The following is a 14,739-nucleotide window of genomic DNA, read 5'->3' on the forward strand; positions in this document are numbered from 1 at the left end:
CCCAACCATGCTCAATATCGCCTTATTCGAACCCGAAATTCCGCCCAATACCGGCAATATTATTCGTCTGTGTGCGAATACCGGCTACCAGCTGCATATCATTGGTCCGGCGTCGTTTGAATTTGACGATAAGCGGCTCCGTCGCGCCGGCCTCGACTACCACGAGTTCGCCTCTGTTCAGCACTGGCAGAATTTTCCCGCTTTCGCAGAAGCGATGACCCCTTCACGCATCTTCGCCATGACCACCAAAGGCCAACACAACCACTGTGAAACCGAATATCAAAAAGGGGATTGCCTGCTGTTTGGCCCGGAGACCCGAGGCCTGCCCGAAGAGGTGTTAACACATCCAGCCATCAGCGGCTGGATTCGCTTACCGATGCTGGCCGACAGCCGCAGCCTGAACCTGTCAAACAGCGTTGCGGTGACGGTTTATGAGAGCTGGCGCCAGCTGGGCTTTGAGGGTCAGGCGCTCAAATAGCGCCCATTAAAAAAGGGGCTAATGCCCCTTTTTTAATGCTGCCAAAGTAATTATTCAGCGGCTTTTTCTTGCTCAGCCTGCTTCTGGGCAACGGCTTGTGCATACAGGGCATCAAAGTTAACCGGTGCCAGCATGACAGGAGGGAAGCTGCCACGAGTGACCAGATTATCAATCGCTTCACGGGCATAAGGAAACAGGATGTTAGGGCAGAAGCTACCCAGCGTGTGGTGAACGGCTTTATCTTCCATATTGGAGACCGCAAAGATGCCAGCTTGCTGAACTTCAGCAACAAACGCCGTGTCTTCACCATTCTCAACCGTCACGGTCAACGCCAGGACCACTTCAAACACGCCGTCGTCCAGCTTGCTGTTACGGGTGTTGAGATCCAGATTAACCTTGGGCTTCCACTCTTTGCGGAACATCTCAGGAGACTTGGGTGACTCGAAGGAGATGTCTTTAACGTAAATACGCTGCAAGGCAAATTGCGGTTGTACAGCAGCGTCAGCTGCTTGGTTATTTTGTTCTTCAGCCATCGTTTGGCTCCTGTCATTTAGTAATTATTAATCAAAAGGGATGGGGGAGGCAGCAGGCATTCGAACTCCCTGCCAACCGGCTCCATGGCACATCAGGCGGCCAACAGAGGATCCAGTCCGCCCTTGCGCTCCAGCGCATAGAGCTCGTCACAACCACCAATATGGCGATCATCGATCCAGATTTGCGGTACCAAGGTACGACCGGCCTTCTCAGTCATTTGTCGTCGAAGGTCCGCACGGCCATCGACCGAAATAACCTCCAACTCAATGCCGACGTCAGCCTGCTTATGCTTTAACAACTGCAAGGCACGAATACAGAAAGGGCAATAGCTTGAACTGTAGATAACAACCCGACTCATAACGCGACTAATCCTTCTTTACCACCGGCAGATTTTCGCCTTTCCAGGCGTTAATGCCGCCGCCAAGCCGAACCACCTTGGTGTACCCGGCGGCAGTCAACGCCTTACCGGCAACGCCGGCGTGCTGGCCAGCCGCATCGACCACAATAATCGCACGATCTTTATCATCGCCCAGCTCACTGCTGCGCTCGGCCACTTTGGCATAGGGGATATTGGTCGAATCAACAATATGACCGGCGGAAAAATCTTTCTTTTCCCGCACATCCAGGACCAGTGCATTTTCGCTATTGATCAGGCGCGTCGCCTGCTGGGTGGTGACGGTTTTGCCGCCCTTGCGACTTTCCGTCCATACCAACAACGTCAATAACCCGAGGAAGGTCGACACCAGAATCGGGTTATTCGTAATAAACTCTAACAACTTCTCCATCTTGCTTCCCGTACCCGTGTTATGCCACAAAGCGGAGGAGTATACAGGGTTAGGGGAGCAGGCTGAATACGAAATACTGACAAAACCCTCTGCGCCCGCAAAGCAGGCTGACAATAGCCAACATCGCGGCAACGGGGTAAAATCCGCGCTCCTCTTATCGGGCTATTGAAACAGAATTCATGAGCACTGCAAAAAAGACCACCGCACTGATTATTCTCGACGGCTTCGGCCACAGTGAAACCTCCGACTCCAACGCTATTGCCGCCGCCCACACCCCGGTATGGGATCGCCTGTGCCAGGAGTATCCGAACACTCTGGTGTCCGGGTCAGGAGAAGATGTTGGCTTACCCGGCGGTCAGATGGGTAATTCGGAAGTCGGTCATATGAATCTGGGTGCCGGTCGCATCGTTTATCAGGAGCTGACCCGAATCAGCAAGGCGATCGACGATGGCTCTTTTTACCAGAATCCCACCCTGTTGAAAGCCGTTCGCGGAGCCGTCAGCGCCAGCAAGGCGGTCCATATCATGGGTCTGGTGTCACCGGGCGGCGTTCACAGCCACGAAGATCACATCAGCGCCATGATCGACCTGGCCCAACGCGAAGGCGCCCGGCAAATATACCTGCACGCCTTTCTGGATGGACGGGATACGCCTCCGCGCAGCGCCGAAGCATCCCTCGCGCGCCTCGACCAGCAACTGCGCGCATCCGGGCTGGGCCGTATTGCCAGCATTATTGGTCGCTATTACGCCATGGATCGTGACCAGCGCTGGGATCGCGTCAGCAAAGCTTACGAGCTGATTACCGAAGGGACTGCACCCTGCCAGGCAGATAGCGCCGTTGAGGGCTTGCAGCTGGCGTATAACCGGGACGAGAACGACGAGTTTGTCGACGCCACCCGCATTGCTACAAAGGAAGAAACACCGGCCACCCTGAACGATGGTGACGCCCTGATCTTTATGAATTTCCGCGCCGATCGTGCTCGCCAGATCACTCGCGCCTTTGTCGATACCGACTTTGATGGCTTCTCGCGCAATAAGCGCCCTCAACTGGCTGGCATGGTGATGCTGACCCAGTACGCCGATAGTATCGATACTCTTTGTGCCTATCCGTCCGAAAAGTTGAGCAACACCCTGGGCGAGCATATGCAACAACTCGGCAAGACCCAGCTGCGCATCGCAGAGACCGAGAAATACGCCCACGTTACCTTCTTCTTCAGCGGTGGCCGCGAACAACCCTTTGAGGGCGAGACGCGCATTCTGGTGAACTCTCCCCAGGTCGCCACCTATGACCTGCAGCCCGAGATGAGCGCTCCCGAGGTTACCGACAAACTGGTCGCGGCCATTGATAGTGGTGATTTTGATCTGGTGGTTTGCAACTACGCCAATGGCGATATGGTCGGCCATACCGGCAATTTCGACGCTGCGGTTAAAGCGGTCGAATGCCTGGACCAATGCGTCCAGCGCGTTACCGATGCCCTGCTGCGTAATGGCGGCCAATGCCTGATCACCGCCGACCACGGCAACGTGGAACAGATGCGAGATGAAAACACCGGCCAGGCGCATACTGCTCATACCTGTGAAGCAGTCCCCTGTCTTTACGTAGGTGAGCGCAAGCTAACCCTGAATGATGGTGGTATCCTATCCGATATCGCACCAACCCTGCTGGACCTGATGGACCTGCAACCACCCGCCGAGATGAGTGGCCAGAGTTTGGTTTCGGCTTAACCATGGGTTAGCACTCGCTTTCAGGTAAAGGACGTCCTCAATAATGCTTCGATCCACCCTCGCGCTAATGCTCTTGCTGGCATTACCCTTTCACGCCAGTGCCGCCACTGATGAAGGCCAAACCCGCCAGCAACTGGAACAGCTGCAAGCGGATATCCAGCAGATGCAAACACTGCTGAAAAAGATTCGCCAACAACGCAACAGTGCCGAGAGCCAACTCGGAAAATCAGAACAGGAAATCGGCGACCTGCATCGCCAGATCGAACAGATCGAACAGCGCTTGCAGGAGGGTCAGCAGCGCCTAAAAAAGCTCCAAACTGATCAGCGTTCGCTGGTCAGTCAAATCAACCAACAACAGCAAGAGATTGGCGGCACTATCCGCTCACTGTTTCGCAGCGGTCAGCAACCCTATCTGAAGCTGGTACTCAGCCAGCGTGATCCCCAGCATAGCGCCCGCATGCTGCACTATTTTGAATACCTGAATCGAGCCCACGGCGATCAGATCAGCGAATACCGGGAACGGCTTGAGCGCCTGCAACAAATTGATCAGAAAATTCAGAGCACCCAGCTCAATCTGACCCAACAACGGGATCAGCAGAAACAACAGTTCTCGCGCCTGAAACAGCAACAAGCCGAACGCAAACGGCTTGTGGCCACGCTGAAGCAGACCCTCAAGAAGAAAGACCAGGACCTTGCCAGCAAGCAGGCCCAGCAGGCCGAATTAAAACAGATTCTGCAATCCTTGCAGGCTGCCATTGCCAACCTGAGTGTCCCCGGCAAGCCCTTCAAGCAGCTGCGCGGGAAAATGGCCTGGCCGGTCAAGGGCAAGCTCAGCCACCGGTTTGGCTCCAGCAAGGGGAACAAATTGCGCTGGAATGGCATCTATATAAGTGCAAGAGCTGGTTCTGCGGTTAATGCGATTCACCACGGCCGTGTTGTTTTCTCCGATTGGCTGCGGGGCTTTGGCCTGTTATTAATTGTCGATCATGGCAACGATTACCTCAGCCTGTACGCCCACAATCGAAGCCTGTTAAAGGATATGGGGGAGTGGGTGAACGCCGGCGAACAGATCGCCACCGTCGGTAATAGTGGAGGCCAGCAACGCAATGGCCTTTACTTTGAAGTACGCTATCGGGGCAAACCTCAGAACCCTCTGCGTTGCTGCCTTGCCCGGCAATAGGTTATAAAGAAGCTATGCATTCTATTCATCACCCCAAGGAGCGCCGAATGGCCCCCCTCTTTCGCCGGCTAGGCAACCTGACCATTGGCACAACTCTGGCAGCCACCCTTTGCCTGAGCACCTCTCTGTTTGCGGAAGAGCAACAGCCACCTCGCCTGCCCCTCGACGAGCTGCGCACCTTCACCGAAATATTTGAGCGCATTCGCACCGCCTACGTCGAAGAGGTTTCCGACAGCGAGCTGCTGGACAGTGCCATCAAGGGTATGCTGTCGGGGCTTGATCCCCATTCCGCGTACCTGGATCCGGATGATTTCAAGGATCTTCAAGTCAACACCTCGGGCGAGTTTGGCGGGCTGGGCATCGAAGTCGGCATGGAAAATGGCTTTATCAAGGTGGTTGCCCCTATCGATGATACTCCGGCGGCCGAAGCCGGTGTCGAAGCCGGCGACCTTATTATCAAACTGGACCAGAAACCCGTTAAGGGCATGAGCCTGAAAGACGCCGTCGAGCGGATGCGTGGAAAACCGGGCACTCCCATCGAAGTCACAATAATGCGTGACGGCCACGATGCACCCTTTGACCTGACCCTGCGACGCGCGGTGATCAAGGTCACCAGCGTTAAGAGTCGCCAGCTGGATGCCGGTTACGGCTACGTGCGCATCACCCAGTTTCAGGTCGACAGCGGTGAGGAAGTGACCAAGGCGATCAGTAAACTGAGCAAAGACAAAACCCTGCAAGGACTGGTGCTGGATCTACGCAACAACCCGGGCGGGGTCTTGCAGGCCGCTGTCGAAGTTTCGGACCTTTTCCTGACGGATGGATTGATCGTCTACACCGAAGGCCGTATCCCCAATTCCGAACTGCGTTTTAATGCCAGCCCTCAGACCGTCGCCAACAATACGCCTGTGGTGGTACTGATTAACGGCGGTTCCGCCTCCGCCTCGGAGATCGTCGCCGGCGCTCTGCAGGACCATCAACGCGCGATCATTATGGGGACTGACAGTTTCGGTAAGGGCTCCGTACAAACCGTACTGCCACTGGCCAATCAACGTGCCCTGAAGCTCACCACCGCGCTCTATTACACCCCCAACGGTCGTTCGATCCAGGCCCAGGGCATCGAACCCGATATTCTGATCGAACGGGCGACCCTGACGCCAATTGATCAACCCAGAGGGGTCAAGGAAGCCGATCTTGAAGGCCACCTGGGCAATGGCAACGGGGGTAAGGAAAAGCCCACCCAAAACACAAAGAAACCGATTAATACACTGGCCCAGAGCGACTACCAACTGTTCCAGGCCCTTAATCTGCTAAAAGGATTGCACATCAGCCAACAACAGAAAAGCGGCACAAAGGCTACCATGACCGCCGAATCCTCAGTCGTCGACGAGATCATTGAGGAGCCAGCCAAGCAATGAAGCGCCCAGGAGTAGCATTGTGCCTGACAGGGACATTGCTACTCGCCATCCTGCTTCCTCAGCCCTCGGCTCTGGCCGCCACCGAGGCCCGAAAACCCTTGCCCTTACCCGCCCGGGACCGGCACGAACAATTGCTTTTATGGCTGCAACAAAACCCCATAAGAGACACTGAACCCGCCGAGATACTGGCAGAGCCTGTTCCCCCAACAACACCCGGTGAGTTCCTCCCTCTCGCCCCCCGGCTGATTATCATCATCGATGATATTGGCAACAACCTTCCCCGAGGTGAACGAACCGTCCGCCTGCCAGGCCTCGTCAGCCTGTCCATTCTGCCCTTTACGCCACATGCCCGGCATCTGGCCAATCTGGGCCACCAGGCGGGCAAAGAGATCATGCTTCACGCACCGATGGAAAACCACCAGCACCATCCCCTTGGCCCCGGAGGCCTGACCCTGACCATGGACCAGCAGGCTTTCAGCAACCAACTCAGTGCCTCGATTGACAGTTTGCCCCACGTCAGGGGGGTCAATAACCATATGGGTAGTCTGATGACCGAACAGCCCCAGCAGATGGCCTGGACCATGTCGATACTGCTCGACCGGGACCTGTTTTTTGTCGATAGCCGAACCAGCGCCGCGACCGTAGCGGCGAATACCGCCCAGGCCTATGGTGTACCCCACCTGAGTCGCCAGGTATTTCTCGATCATGTGCGGGAACCGGCAGCCATCGCAGCAGCGTTCGATAAAGCCCTGAGCGTGGCCCGTCAACAAGGCACTGCCGTATTGATCGGCCACCCCTATCCGGAAACTTTGGACCTGTTAGAAAAGCGAATTCCCGAGTTACCCGCCAATGGCATTGTCCTGACATCGGTCGAGCAGGTACTGGAACCGCAGCGGCTGGCGCAGAAAAGCCCACCCTGAGAGAAACCCGCTACGAGTCAGACAAACCTCAATTCGAACCGGGCCTGGCTTTCGGGTGCCCTAGATCCAGCGCCGCACCTTATCGAGATACTGCTGATAAGGCTCACCGAACCTGGACAGCAACGCCCTCTCTTCCGGCATAATCTGTACTCGAGTCATCCAATAGGCAAACAAGGGTGGCAGAATCAGCGCCAGACCCGAACCTAACACCAGCCCCCAACCGCAGAGCAACAGCAGCATGCCCAGATACATCGGGTTGCGGGTCAAACGATACACGCCTTCAACAACCAGTGTCGTGCTGTGCTGGGGACGGTGGGGATTAATCGTGGTTTTGGCCCGAACAAAACGTATCAAGCCACCCACATCCAGTGCGAGACCCGCGCCAATCAGTACCCAGCCAGCAATCAGGGATAGCGGGTGCTGCCAACGCCAAACACTGAAACTGTCGGCCAACCACCACATCAGCGCCGCGAACAGCAGGAGATAGATGGGTGGGGGGATTTTCATTTCAAATCGAGTCATGGTGTCTATAACCCGGTTGTAGCCGAAGGCCAGCTACACACCCGATTTCTCCCCATTCTTTTGGCCTGGTACAGCGCCTTGTCCGCATTATTAATGGTCGTTGCGAGTGAATAGGCCGCGCTCAGTTCAGCCACACCAAAGGAAGCACTGATATGCAAGGGGTGGTGCCCACCGATATCAATCGACAGCTGTTGCAGCCCCTCCCGAACACGATTGGCAATTTCCACCGCTTCCTCGATAGAGGTCTCTGGCATGGAAAACAGGTATTCCTCACCCCCATAGCGCGACACCAGGTCGTAAGGGCGCAGGGATTCTTCAAAGAATCGAGCGATAGCAATCAGCACCCGATCACCGACCGGGTGACCGTAACGGTCATTAACCTGCTTGAACTTATCGATATCGCACATCACCACCGAGCAATAACCCATACCGCGAGACACTTTGGATTGCTCCTTCTCCAGCACCAGGCTAATCAGAGAGCGTGAAGGCAGCTGGGTAAGACTGTCAAACTGACGTTTGGTATCGTCAATCGAATAGGAGAAGGCTTCCAGTTCCGATATAAACTGCTGCTCGGCATCGGTAAATCGGCCATACAGTGTTTCCGTCACCACGCCATCCCTGCCATGCTGCTCGAGCATTTCAGTGGCCAGTTCGTGAACCTGGCGGTGTAAATGCCCTATGCGGATGAATTCGGGGGATTGTTGCAACTCTGGCAGGGAAACATCGTAGTACCAGCGCCCGAAGTGGCATTGCTGATAATTACGCGCCAACTCCAAATCGACCGGCTGCTGGCAAACAAACACCTGATGAATCCGGTTGAGCCAACCGATGTGGTGCCCCATCAAACCATCAAGGTCAAACGCCAGGGCCTTGATTTCATCGTGTCCAAGCACCTCGACTAAACGACTCACTAACATCGGTTTGCTCCCCCGCAAACATCTATTCACCCGATTCTAACGCTATGGTTGCTGGCAAGCTATGGCCACAGCGCCAGATACCGATCATCACAGGGGAACAAAAGCTGATGGTTTACTGGGCCTGATTAGGGAGAATCATAATCTTACCCTCCCGCTCCCCGGCCGCAGCGGCGGCAACCGCCTGCTTGATCTCATTAATGCCATAGGTTTGCGCGACCCGGGCCTTGAGTTTGCCGGTAGCGATCAAGCTCGCCACTTCACCAAACACCTTCATTTTTTGCTCATCAGAAGCCTGCTGGAACCAGCGCGCCAGCCAGAATCCCTTGAGCTGGATATCCTTGAAAACAAGATTCAAGGCACCCACCTGGCAGGGCTCACGACTCATTGCTCCGTAGTTAACCAACACGCCACCTTCAACCAGACAGGAGGCAAGACGATCGGTCGCAGCGCCACCCACGGCATCGACACCCAACCGAGGCAATTTGCCATCGGTGGCCGCCAGCATACGCTCCCGCAAATCGTCGCCATCCAGCAGAACCAGGTCGGCACCTTCGGCTTCAACAGCCGCGACAGCGGAGTCACGACGTACAACATTCACCGTTTTCAACCCCCTCAACTTGGCCAGCTGAATCAGGTAACCACCCACGCCGGAATTGGCCGCATTTTGAATCACCCAGTCGCCAGGCTGAAGATCAACAAATTCACTCAGTAATAAAGAGGCCGTGGGGGGGTTAACCGTCATCATCGACAGCTGTTGCGGGTCGGCTTCATTCGGCAAGGGGATCAGCCCCTTTGCGTCGGCCACCACATGGCTCGCCCAGGAACCGCAACCAACAGGCAACAATACAGTTTGTCCCACCTGAGGGGCGCTCACACCTTCGCCCTGTTCCACTACACGGCCCACCCCTTCGTTACCTCCAACAGCAGGCAGGGGCGGCAACATGCCATATTCACCGGTCAGGGTCAGAACGTCCGATGGGTTGATAGGCGCCGCCAATACTTCAATCAAAACCTGGCCACTGGTCAGCGCGGGTTGATCAACCTTGACCGCTTCGATGGATGCCTCTGGCACCGGGCCGCGCTCGGTATAGATTGCTTTCAACATGGAAACTCCTTATCGCAAATGGATGACATGGTCATTCATAGTACGCAAGCGTAGCCCCTCGACACCAGTACTCTCCGGTTTCAGGAAAGCCCTGAATGGCGGCAAATAACCCCGAGTGATTTTGGCGGCGATTCTGACGAATTCGCAGTTCTAGCCCCACTTACTGGGCGGTGGGCTGTAGCGATCAAAGGCATCTAACAAGTCCGCCGGATCCTGCGACACCAGCAACATATCGAGATGGGTGTCCGCCACAAACCCCTGGGATACGGCCTGACCAAGAAAGGTTAATAGCGCATCGTAGTAGGCGCCAATGTTGAGCAGGCCGCAGGGTTTACCATGATAGCCCAACTGCGCCCAGGTCCAGACTTCAAACAGCTCTTCCAGAGTGCCAATACCTCCAGGCAAAGCGATAAAGGCATCGGCCAGTTGCGCCATCTTGGCTTTACGCTGGTGCATATCCTCAACAATATGCAGCTCAGTCAGTCCCGTATGTTGAATTTCCCTGTCTCGCAACGCTCGTGGCATCACCCCGACCACTTGCCCTCCGGCATCGATAACGGCATCGGCGACCACCCCCATTAAACCGACTTTTCCGCCGCCATAAACCAGCTCATGGCCAGCCTCAACCAACACTCTGCCCAGAGATCGCGCACTATCGGTATAGAGAGGGTCCGCGCCATTGGCCGAACCACAAAACACTGCCACTTTCATTTGTATCGATTCCTTATCAAGAGAGGGAAAAATTCCAGCTAGCGATTGAGCACTTCATCCTTGACGCTATTCGCAATACTTAATGCTTCTTCGATGTCGGTCTCACAGACACCCAGCTCCCGTAGTGTCTCCTGTAGATGTGACACTACCGCGGCAAAATGGGATTCACGCAAATTCATATGCGCATGGGCCTCTCGCATCTGTTTGCCGCTGTAGTTAACCGGCCCGCCAAATACCATGGTCAAAAAGGCCTTCTGCCGACGAGCCTGGGATTGCATATTCACGCTAGCGAAATAATTCGCGACATGATCATCGGCTAATACTTTCTTATAAAAAAGCTCAACGGCTTGATCCACCGCAGGCGCCCCTCCAATCCTGTCAAACAGGGTCATAACCCACTCCTTTTACCTATCATCTAATGCCTATCAATAAAAATGAGATATGCTTACTTAAATTTCAACCTGCAAAAACTACTGCTGAATCCTGTTTTCAACCATACCCACCTGATCAATAGTGACCGACACGACATCACCATCGGACAAAGCCTGCGTTCGTCCCGGCGTCCCCATAAACACCAGATCTCCCGGCATCAGGGTAAAGTAGCGACTTAAATAACTCACCACCTTGGCAGGTTTGTGAATCATATTGCGGGTATTTTCCTGCTGCACCACCTGACCATTCAGTCGAGTGGTCAATAGCAGATTATTGTAATCAACGCCTCTGGCAATAATGGGGCCCACTGGACCAAAACCGTCACTGGCCTTGGCGCGAAGCCATTGCAAATCGCTGCCCTGCCAGCCTCGCTCGGTCAGATCATTGCCAACCGTGACACCAAAGATGACGTCGACGGCTTCGGCCTCTGTCAGCTCCTTCGCTTGTTGCCCGATCACCAGCACCAGCTCACCCTCGAAATGCACGTTGCGAGCATCAACCGGAAGATGCACCGGCTCACCCGAGGCGATTAATGAGGTCGGTAACTTTAAAAACAGGGGCGGCGGCAGATCGCCGGAAGAGGCGATATGACTGGAAAAATTCATCCCAACGGCAAACACTTTCTGGGGCTCGGTAGGCATTAACAGTTTCACCGTCGACAATGGCAAAGATTGACCGGTCGGAACTCGTTCACCAAACAGACCGCCAGACAACGGCTGGATAGTTTCTCCAACAAGCCTCCCGTAACGGATGCTATCTTCATGCTCAAAACGCACCAGATAGTCGACCTCGGCGAAAACCATCGTCGGGGACAGCAGCACAGCCAAACACAAAACTCGGATGTACCAGACCCGCCGTTTCCCTTGCGGCAGTCGCTTAGACCCATACATCATTTCTCGCCTCTAATGTGCCACCGGGCTCTCCCGGATTGAGAGTGACTCTGCCGTCTCTGAATTCAATAGCCAATACGCCGGAAACGACAAAATAGACTTCATCGGTATCGGGGTGATCGTGCCATACAAAGCTACCCTCAACCTTGGCCAACTTGAACGAATAGTCATTCATTACAGCGATCACCCGTGACGACCAGTGTTCGCTCAAACGGGACAGTTTTCCTTTCGAGTTAATCGATTTATATTCCATAACATCTCCAGAAATCAGGATCGTAAAACACCCACCATAATCAGCGATGCCGGCTTGCCTGTTTGTTGATCAAATGGCTCTTTAAGCTGAGTCAGGGAAAACCCGTTGCGATGATACAAGGCAAACCAGGTCTCCAGAGTGCGGAAGAACCAGGGCGCCGGATCCGTAAAATCGTCTCCGAATCCTTCCCAGGATCCCTGACGCCAAGCATCTACATAGGGATGGCCATCACAAGAAAAAGTGGGATGCAGTGTTTGTACTACCAGGTGTCCACCAGGTTTAAGTATTGCGGGCAATGCGCTAAAAACCACCTCTACTGAGTCCTGACCCAATAGCGAGAAATTACAGACCGCAAGATCAAAGCCCCCCCCCACAGTCTTCACCGAAAGCGCTTCATATTCCATTATTCGATAATCGCCAACTCCTTGCTCCCTGGCCTTTTCGACCAATGCAGGTACCGCATCGATCCCTTCTACTGCGATACCACAAGCGCTCAATTCCCGAGTCAACCAGCCTTCTCCGCACCCGACGTCAAGCGCTCTTGTTATCGGTAGGGACGCCAGAGTTTCAACCATTGCCCGATCGGTAATCCGCCGCCTGCCGGGAATACTTTTCTCCCGAATCGCACGAGCCCATGGATCTGCATTTTTTTGCCAGGAGTCGACTATTTTTTTATCACTTAAAGCATCCATGCACACCTCTGAATCTGTCACCTGAGCCACACACAATGAGCAGTGTTTGCCTATCCTGCTCCGTCCAGCGCTTCGGCACAACGCTTGCGCAATAGATCTCGCAACATTAATACGGCCGGGGTCACCTGTTTTCGACTGGGGCAAATCAACCAGATGCCCACCGGGTCGGATTGGTATTGTTCAAGTATCCTGACGACCCGGCCAGAACGCAGATCAGCGCTGATGTCGAGACTGGATTTGAAACCTATACCCTTACCGGCCACCACCCAACGACGAACAATATCTGCATCGTTACTTTCTCGATCACCCTGTACCGTCACTCGATAGGTTTTACTGCTATCCGCAAACGACCAGGTATTAAACACGCGACTGCCCAATCGGTAGGTCAAGCAGTTGTGCTGACGAAGCTCTTCCGGGTGCTGAGGCTCACCGTGGGCTTGCAGATATTCGGGCGCGGCAAACAGCACGCGCTCCACTTCGGCTATCTGAAACGCAACCAGACTCGAATCTTCCAGCTCACCGTAACGCAAGGCGACATCGACTCGCTCCATATAAAAATCGGAGACCGCATCGCCAACACTGAGTTTAAGGACAAGGTCCGGATGCTCGTCCATCGCCTGGTCGAGCCAGGGCAGGACAATATTTCGCCCCAGATCCGAGGACACCGACATTCTGAGTTCACCCCCAATCTTGCCCCGCATGGCATCCAGCGACGATCGTCCCTCCTCGAGAGCACCTAGCGCCTGACGGCTGTAGACCAAAAAACGCTCTCCCTCCGCGGTGATCCGCAGTTGACGGGTGGAGCGAATAAACAGCTGGACCATCAACTGTTTCTCCAACCGCTTCAAGGCTGCACTGGCCGCTGCCGAGGTGATACCCAGCTGTTCGGCCGATGCGCTAATGCTGCCGCTGTCGGCAATGCGCACAAAGAGTTCGAGGTCTGATGTGTTCATTATCAAATATTTTTTGAAACTGATTGTCTGATTATCCTGTTTTTAGTGTAGCGGCATTCGGCCACACTGTCTTTACAACGAACCTTGACACTAGTCCCACCGTCGATGAATTCGATCACCCACTGCGGAGCACCCTCATGAAAGCCATTGGATACCTCAACTCATTAGCAATCGATCAAGCCGATGCCCTGGTTGATTTTGACCAGGCCAAACCCTCCCCCACAGGTCGCGACCTGCTGGTTAAAATCCATGCGGTCTCGGTCAACCCGGTCGATACCAAGGTTCGGATGCGAGTACAGCCGGAGAACAATGAGCATAAAGTTTTGGGCTGGGATGCCGTTGGCGAAGTGGTCGAAGTCGGCGATCAGGTATGCTTTTACAAAAAAGGCGACACCGTCTGGTACGCCGGCGACTTGACCCGTCCCGGCACCAACGCCGAATATCATTTGGTCGATGAACGCATCGTTGGTGAAAAACCCAGGTCGTTGAGTGATGCGCAGGCCGCCGCCTTTCCCCTCACCGCCATCACCGCCTGGGAACTGCTGTTTGACCGCCTGCAAATTGCCCAGACAAACCCTACCGACAAAACCGATCAGCAAATTCTGGTGATTGGAGCCGCTGGCGGCGTCGGTTCGATTCTCGTGCAATTGGCCACCCAACTCACCAACAGTCTGGTGATTGGTACCGCCTCACGTCCCGAGAGTCAGGCCTGGGTTAAGGAACTGGGCGCCGATCATGTGATCGACCATCGCAAACCGCTCAGCCAGGAGTTAAAACGCATTGGCATACCCTCGGTCTCTCATGTCATTAGCCTCAATGCTACTGAACAACATTTCCCGGAGATTGCCGAGGTGATTGCACCGCAGGGCAAGTTTGCTCTGATTGATGACCCCAGCACACCACTGGACATCGGATTACTGAAAACCAAGTCAGCCTCTGTCCACTGGGAATTTATGTACACCCGTTCGATGTACAACACCGCGGATATCGAGAAACAACGAGAGCTGTTAAACCGGGTGGCCACGTTGATCGATCATGGTGACATCAAAACCACTTTCGGTGCTCACTATGGCACCATCAATGCGGCTAATTTGAAGCGCGCTCACGCCGATATTGAGAGCGGAAAAACCATAGGCAAGATTGTTCTGGAAGGATTCGATCACTGATATTTTCAGACCCTGCCTTAGGGCACCTCTGAATAATTCAGAGGTGCCCTAGATTGCCTTTA

The 14,739-nt window shown here is 54.5% G+C and carries 18 protein-coding genes; 6 read left to right on the top strand and 12 right to left on the bottom strand.

The window, feature by feature from the left end; translation table 11 throughout:
* Nucleotides 1-7: 7 nt before the first annotated feature.
* On the top strand, nucleotides 8-478 hold the full coding sequence (trmL, locus tag MIB40_RS05010; protein ID WP_249691551.1) for a tRNA (uridine(34)/cytosine(34)/5-carboxymethylaminomethyluridine(34)-2'-O)-methyltransferase TrmL: 471 nt from the start codon (nucleotides 8-10) through the stop codon (nucleotides 476-478).
* A gap of 50 nt (nucleotides 479-528) precedes the next feature.
* Here trmL and secB read toward each other — a convergent pair whose 3' ends face one another.
* The 3 genes from secB to MIB40_RS05025 form a co-directional block, all read right to left on the bottom strand.
* Nucleotides 529-1,011: a protein-export chaperone SecB gene (secB, locus tag MIB40_RS05015; RefSeq protein WP_249691553.1), complete on the bottom strand. Its 483-nt coding sequence runs from the start codon at nucleotides 1,009-1,011 to the stop codon at nucleotides 529-531.
* A 92-nt stretch (nucleotides 1,012-1,103) separates the two neighbouring features.
* Entirely contained in the window at nucleotides 1,104-1,370 is a 267-nt protein-coding gene (gene grxC / locus MIB40_RS05020) for a glutaredoxin 3 (protein ID WP_249691555.1), read from the bottom strand.
* A 7-nt stretch (nucleotides 1,371-1,377) separates the two neighbouring features.
* Complete coding sequence (locus tag MIB40_RS05025; protein WP_249691558.1) at nucleotides 1,378-1,797, bottom strand: rhodanese-like domain-containing protein; 420 nt, start codon at nucleotides 1,795-1,797, stop codon at nucleotides 1,378-1,380.
* A 179-nt stretch (nucleotides 1,798-1,976) separates the two neighbouring features.
* Here MIB40_RS05025 and gpmI point away from each other — a divergent pair, with 179 nt between their 5' ends.
* Genes gpmI through MIB40_RS05045 form a run of 4 tightly spaced genes read left to right on the top strand, consistent with a single transcriptional unit; the run spans nucleotide 1,977 to nucleotide 7,036 of the window.
* Entirely contained in the window at nucleotides 1,977-3,521 is a 1,545-nt protein-coding gene (gene gpmI / locus MIB40_RS05030; RefSeq protein ID WP_249691560.1) for a 2,3-bisphosphoglycerate-independent phosphoglycerate mutase, read from the top strand.
* Nucleotides 3,522-3,564: 43 nt separating this feature from the next.
* Entirely contained in the window at nucleotides 3,565-4,701 is a 1,137-nt protein-coding gene (locus MIB40_RS05035) for a murein hydrolase activator EnvC family protein (protein ID WP_249691562.1), read from the top strand.
* A gap of 47 nt (nucleotides 4,702-4,748) precedes the next feature.
* Entirely contained in the window at nucleotides 4,749-6,116 is a 1,368-nt protein-coding gene (locus MIB40_RS05040) for a S41 family peptidase (protein ID WP_319941622.1), read from the top strand.
* Nucleotides 6,113-7,036, top strand: coding sequence for a divergent polysaccharide deacetylase family protein (locus MIB40_RS05045; protein WP_249691564.1), 924 nt, complete (start codon nucleotides 6,113-6,115; stop codon nucleotides 7,034-7,036). Before MIB40_RS05040 ends, MIB40_RS05045 begins: the two co-directional genes overlap by 4 nt.
* A gap of 60 nt (nucleotides 7,037-7,096) precedes the next feature.
* Here the strand turns inward: MIB40_RS05045 and MIB40_RS05050 are convergent, their stop codons facing one another.
* The 9 genes from MIB40_RS05050 to MIB40_RS05090 all read right to left on the bottom strand — a co-directional run bounded on the left by MIB40_RS05050 (nucleotide 7,097) and on the right by MIB40_RS05090 (nucleotide 13,511).
* Nucleotides 7,097-7,558, bottom strand: coding sequence for a methyltransferase family protein (locus MIB40_RS05050; protein ID WP_249691566.1), 462 nt, complete (start codon nucleotides 7,556-7,558; stop codon nucleotides 7,097-7,099).
* 5 nt (nucleotides 7,559-7,563) lie between these two features.
* On the bottom strand, nucleotides 7,564-8,475 hold the full coding sequence (locus MIB40_RS05055; RefSeq protein WP_249691569.1) for a diguanylate cyclase: 912 nt from the start codon (nucleotides 8,473-8,475) through the stop codon (nucleotides 7,564-7,566).
* 112 nt (nucleotides 8,476-8,587) lie between these two features.
* On the bottom strand, nucleotides 8,588-9,580 hold the full coding sequence (locus MIB40_RS05060; protein ID WP_249691571.1) for a zinc-dependent alcohol dehydrogenase family protein: 993 nt from the start codon (nucleotides 9,578-9,580) through the stop codon (nucleotides 8,588-8,590).
* Between the two features lie 150 nt (nucleotides 9,581-9,730).
* Nucleotides 9,731-10,291 carry an LOG family protein gene (locus MIB40_RS05065; protein WP_249691573.1) on the bottom strand — a complete coding sequence of 187 codons (561 nt, stop codon included), beginning with the start codon at nucleotides 10,289-10,291 and terminating at the stop codon, nucleotides 9,731-9,733.
* Between the two features lie 38 nt (nucleotides 10,292-10,329).
* Nucleotides 10,330-10,683, bottom strand: coding sequence for a group I truncated hemoglobin (locus tag MIB40_RS05070; RefSeq protein WP_249691575.1), 354 nt, complete (start codon nucleotides 10,681-10,683; stop codon nucleotides 10,330-10,332).
* A 78-nt stretch (nucleotides 10,684-10,761) separates the two neighbouring features.
* Nucleotides 10,762-11,616 carry a fumarylacetoacetate hydrolase family protein gene (locus MIB40_RS05075; RefSeq protein WP_249691577.1) on the bottom strand — a complete coding sequence of 285 codons (855 nt, stop codon included), beginning with the start codon at nucleotides 11,614-11,616 and terminating at the stop codon, nucleotides 10,762-10,764.
* Nucleotides 11,600-11,866 carry a cupin domain-containing protein gene (locus MIB40_RS05080; protein WP_249691579.1) on the bottom strand — a complete coding sequence of 89 codons (267 nt, stop codon included), beginning with the start codon at nucleotides 11,864-11,866 and terminating at the stop codon, nucleotides 11,600-11,602. The genes MIB40_RS05075 and MIB40_RS05080 overlap by 17 nt, the downstream gene beginning before the upstream one ends.
* Before the next feature lie 14 nt (nucleotides 11,867-11,880).
* Nucleotides 11,881-12,558 carry a class I SAM-dependent DNA methyltransferase gene (locus MIB40_RS05085; protein WP_249691581.1) on the bottom strand — a complete coding sequence of 226 codons (678 nt, stop codon included), beginning with the start codon at nucleotides 12,556-12,558 and terminating at the stop codon, nucleotides 11,881-11,883.
* 50 nt (nucleotides 12,559-12,608) lie between these two features.
* Nucleotides 12,609-13,511 (bottom strand): LysR family transcriptional regulator, encoded by a 903-nt coding sequence (locus MIB40_RS05090; protein ID WP_249691583.1) that lies wholly within the window; start codon nucleotides 13,509-13,511, stop codon nucleotides 12,609-12,611.
* Nucleotides 13,512-13,648: 137 nt separating this feature from the next.
* Between MIB40_RS05090 and MIB40_RS05095 the strand changes: the two genes are divergently transcribed.
* The gene (locus MIB40_RS05095; RefSeq protein WP_249691585.1) at nucleotides 13,649-14,677 is read left to right on the top strand and encodes a zinc-binding alcohol dehydrogenase family protein; all 1,029 of its coding nucleotides are present in this window, start codon (nucleotides 13,649-13,651) and stop codon (nucleotides 14,675-14,677) included.
* The last annotated feature ends 62 nt before the right edge of the window (nucleotides 14,678-14,739 follow it).

This window comes from Aestuariirhabdus haliotis (assembly GCF_023509475.1).
Classification (GTDB): domain Bacteria; phylum Pseudomonadota; class Gammaproteobacteria; order Pseudomonadales; family Aestuariirhabdaceae; genus Aestuariirhabdus; species Aestuariirhabdus haliotis.

Coding starts and splice junctions, on each gene's coding strand:
- trmL (WP_249691551.1), top strand. CDS start 8: ATGCTCAATATCGCCTTATTCGAACCCGAAATTCCGCCCAATACCGGC.
- secB (WP_249691553.1), bottom strand. CDS start 1,011: ATGGCTGAAGAACAAAATAACCAAGCAGCTGACGCTGCTGTACAACCG.
- grxC (WP_249691555.1), bottom strand. CDS start 1,370: ATGAGTCGGGTTGTTATCTACAGTTCAAGCTATTGCCCTTTCTGTATT.
- MIB40_RS05025 (WP_249691558.1), bottom strand. CDS start 1,797: ATGGAGAAGTTGTTAGAGTTTATTACGAATAACCCGATTCTGGTGTCG.
- gpmI (WP_249691560.1), top strand. CDS start 1,977: ATGAGCACTGCAAAAAAGACCACCGCACTGATTATTCTCGACGGCTTC.
- MIB40_RS05035 (WP_249691562.1), top strand. CDS start 3,565: ATGCTTCGATCCACCCTCGCGCTAATGCTCTTGCTGGCATTACCCTTT.
- MIB40_RS05040 (WP_319941622.1), top strand. CDS start 4,749: ATGGCCCCCCTCTTTCGCCGGCTAGGCAACCTGACCATTGGCACAACT.
- MIB40_RS05045 (WP_249691564.1), top strand. CDS start 6,113: ATGAAGCGCCCAGGAGTAGCATTGTGCCTGACAGGGACATTGCTACTC.
- MIB40_RS05050 (WP_249691566.1), bottom strand. CDS start 7,558: ATGACTCGATTTGAAATGAAAATCCCCCCACCCATCTATCTCCTGCTG.
- MIB40_RS05055 (WP_249691569.1), bottom strand. CDS start 8,475: ATGTTAGTGAGTCGTTTAGTCGAGGTGCTTGGACACGATGAAATCAAG.
- MIB40_RS05060 (WP_249691571.1), bottom strand. CDS start 9,580: ATGTTGAAAGCAATCTATACCGAGCGCGGCCCGGTGCCAGAGGCATCC.
- MIB40_RS05065 (WP_249691573.1), bottom strand. CDS start 10,291: ATGAAAGTGGCAGTGTTTTGTGGTTCGGCCAATGGCGCGGACCCTCTC.
- MIB40_RS05070 (WP_249691575.1), bottom strand. CDS start 10,683: ATGACCCTGTTTGACAGGATTGGAGGGGCGCCTGCGGTGGATCAAGCC.
- MIB40_RS05075 (WP_249691577.1), bottom strand. CDS start 11,616: ATGATGTATGGGTCTAAGCGACTGCCGCAAGGGAAACGGCGGGTCTGG.
- MIB40_RS05080 (WP_249691579.1), bottom strand. CDS start 11,866: ATGGAATATAAATCGATTAACTCGAAAGGAAAACTGTCCCGTTTGAGC.
- MIB40_RS05085 (WP_249691581.1), bottom strand. CDS start 12,558: ATGGATGCTTTAAGTGATAAAAAAATAGTCGACTCCTGGCAAAAAAAT.
- MIB40_RS05090 (WP_249691583.1), bottom strand. CDS start 13,511: ATGAACACATCAGACCTCGAACTCTTTGTGCGCATTGCCGACAGCGGC.
- MIB40_RS05095 (WP_249691585.1), top strand. CDS start 13,649: ATGAAAGCCATTGGATACCTCAACTCATTAGCAATCGATCAAGCCGAT.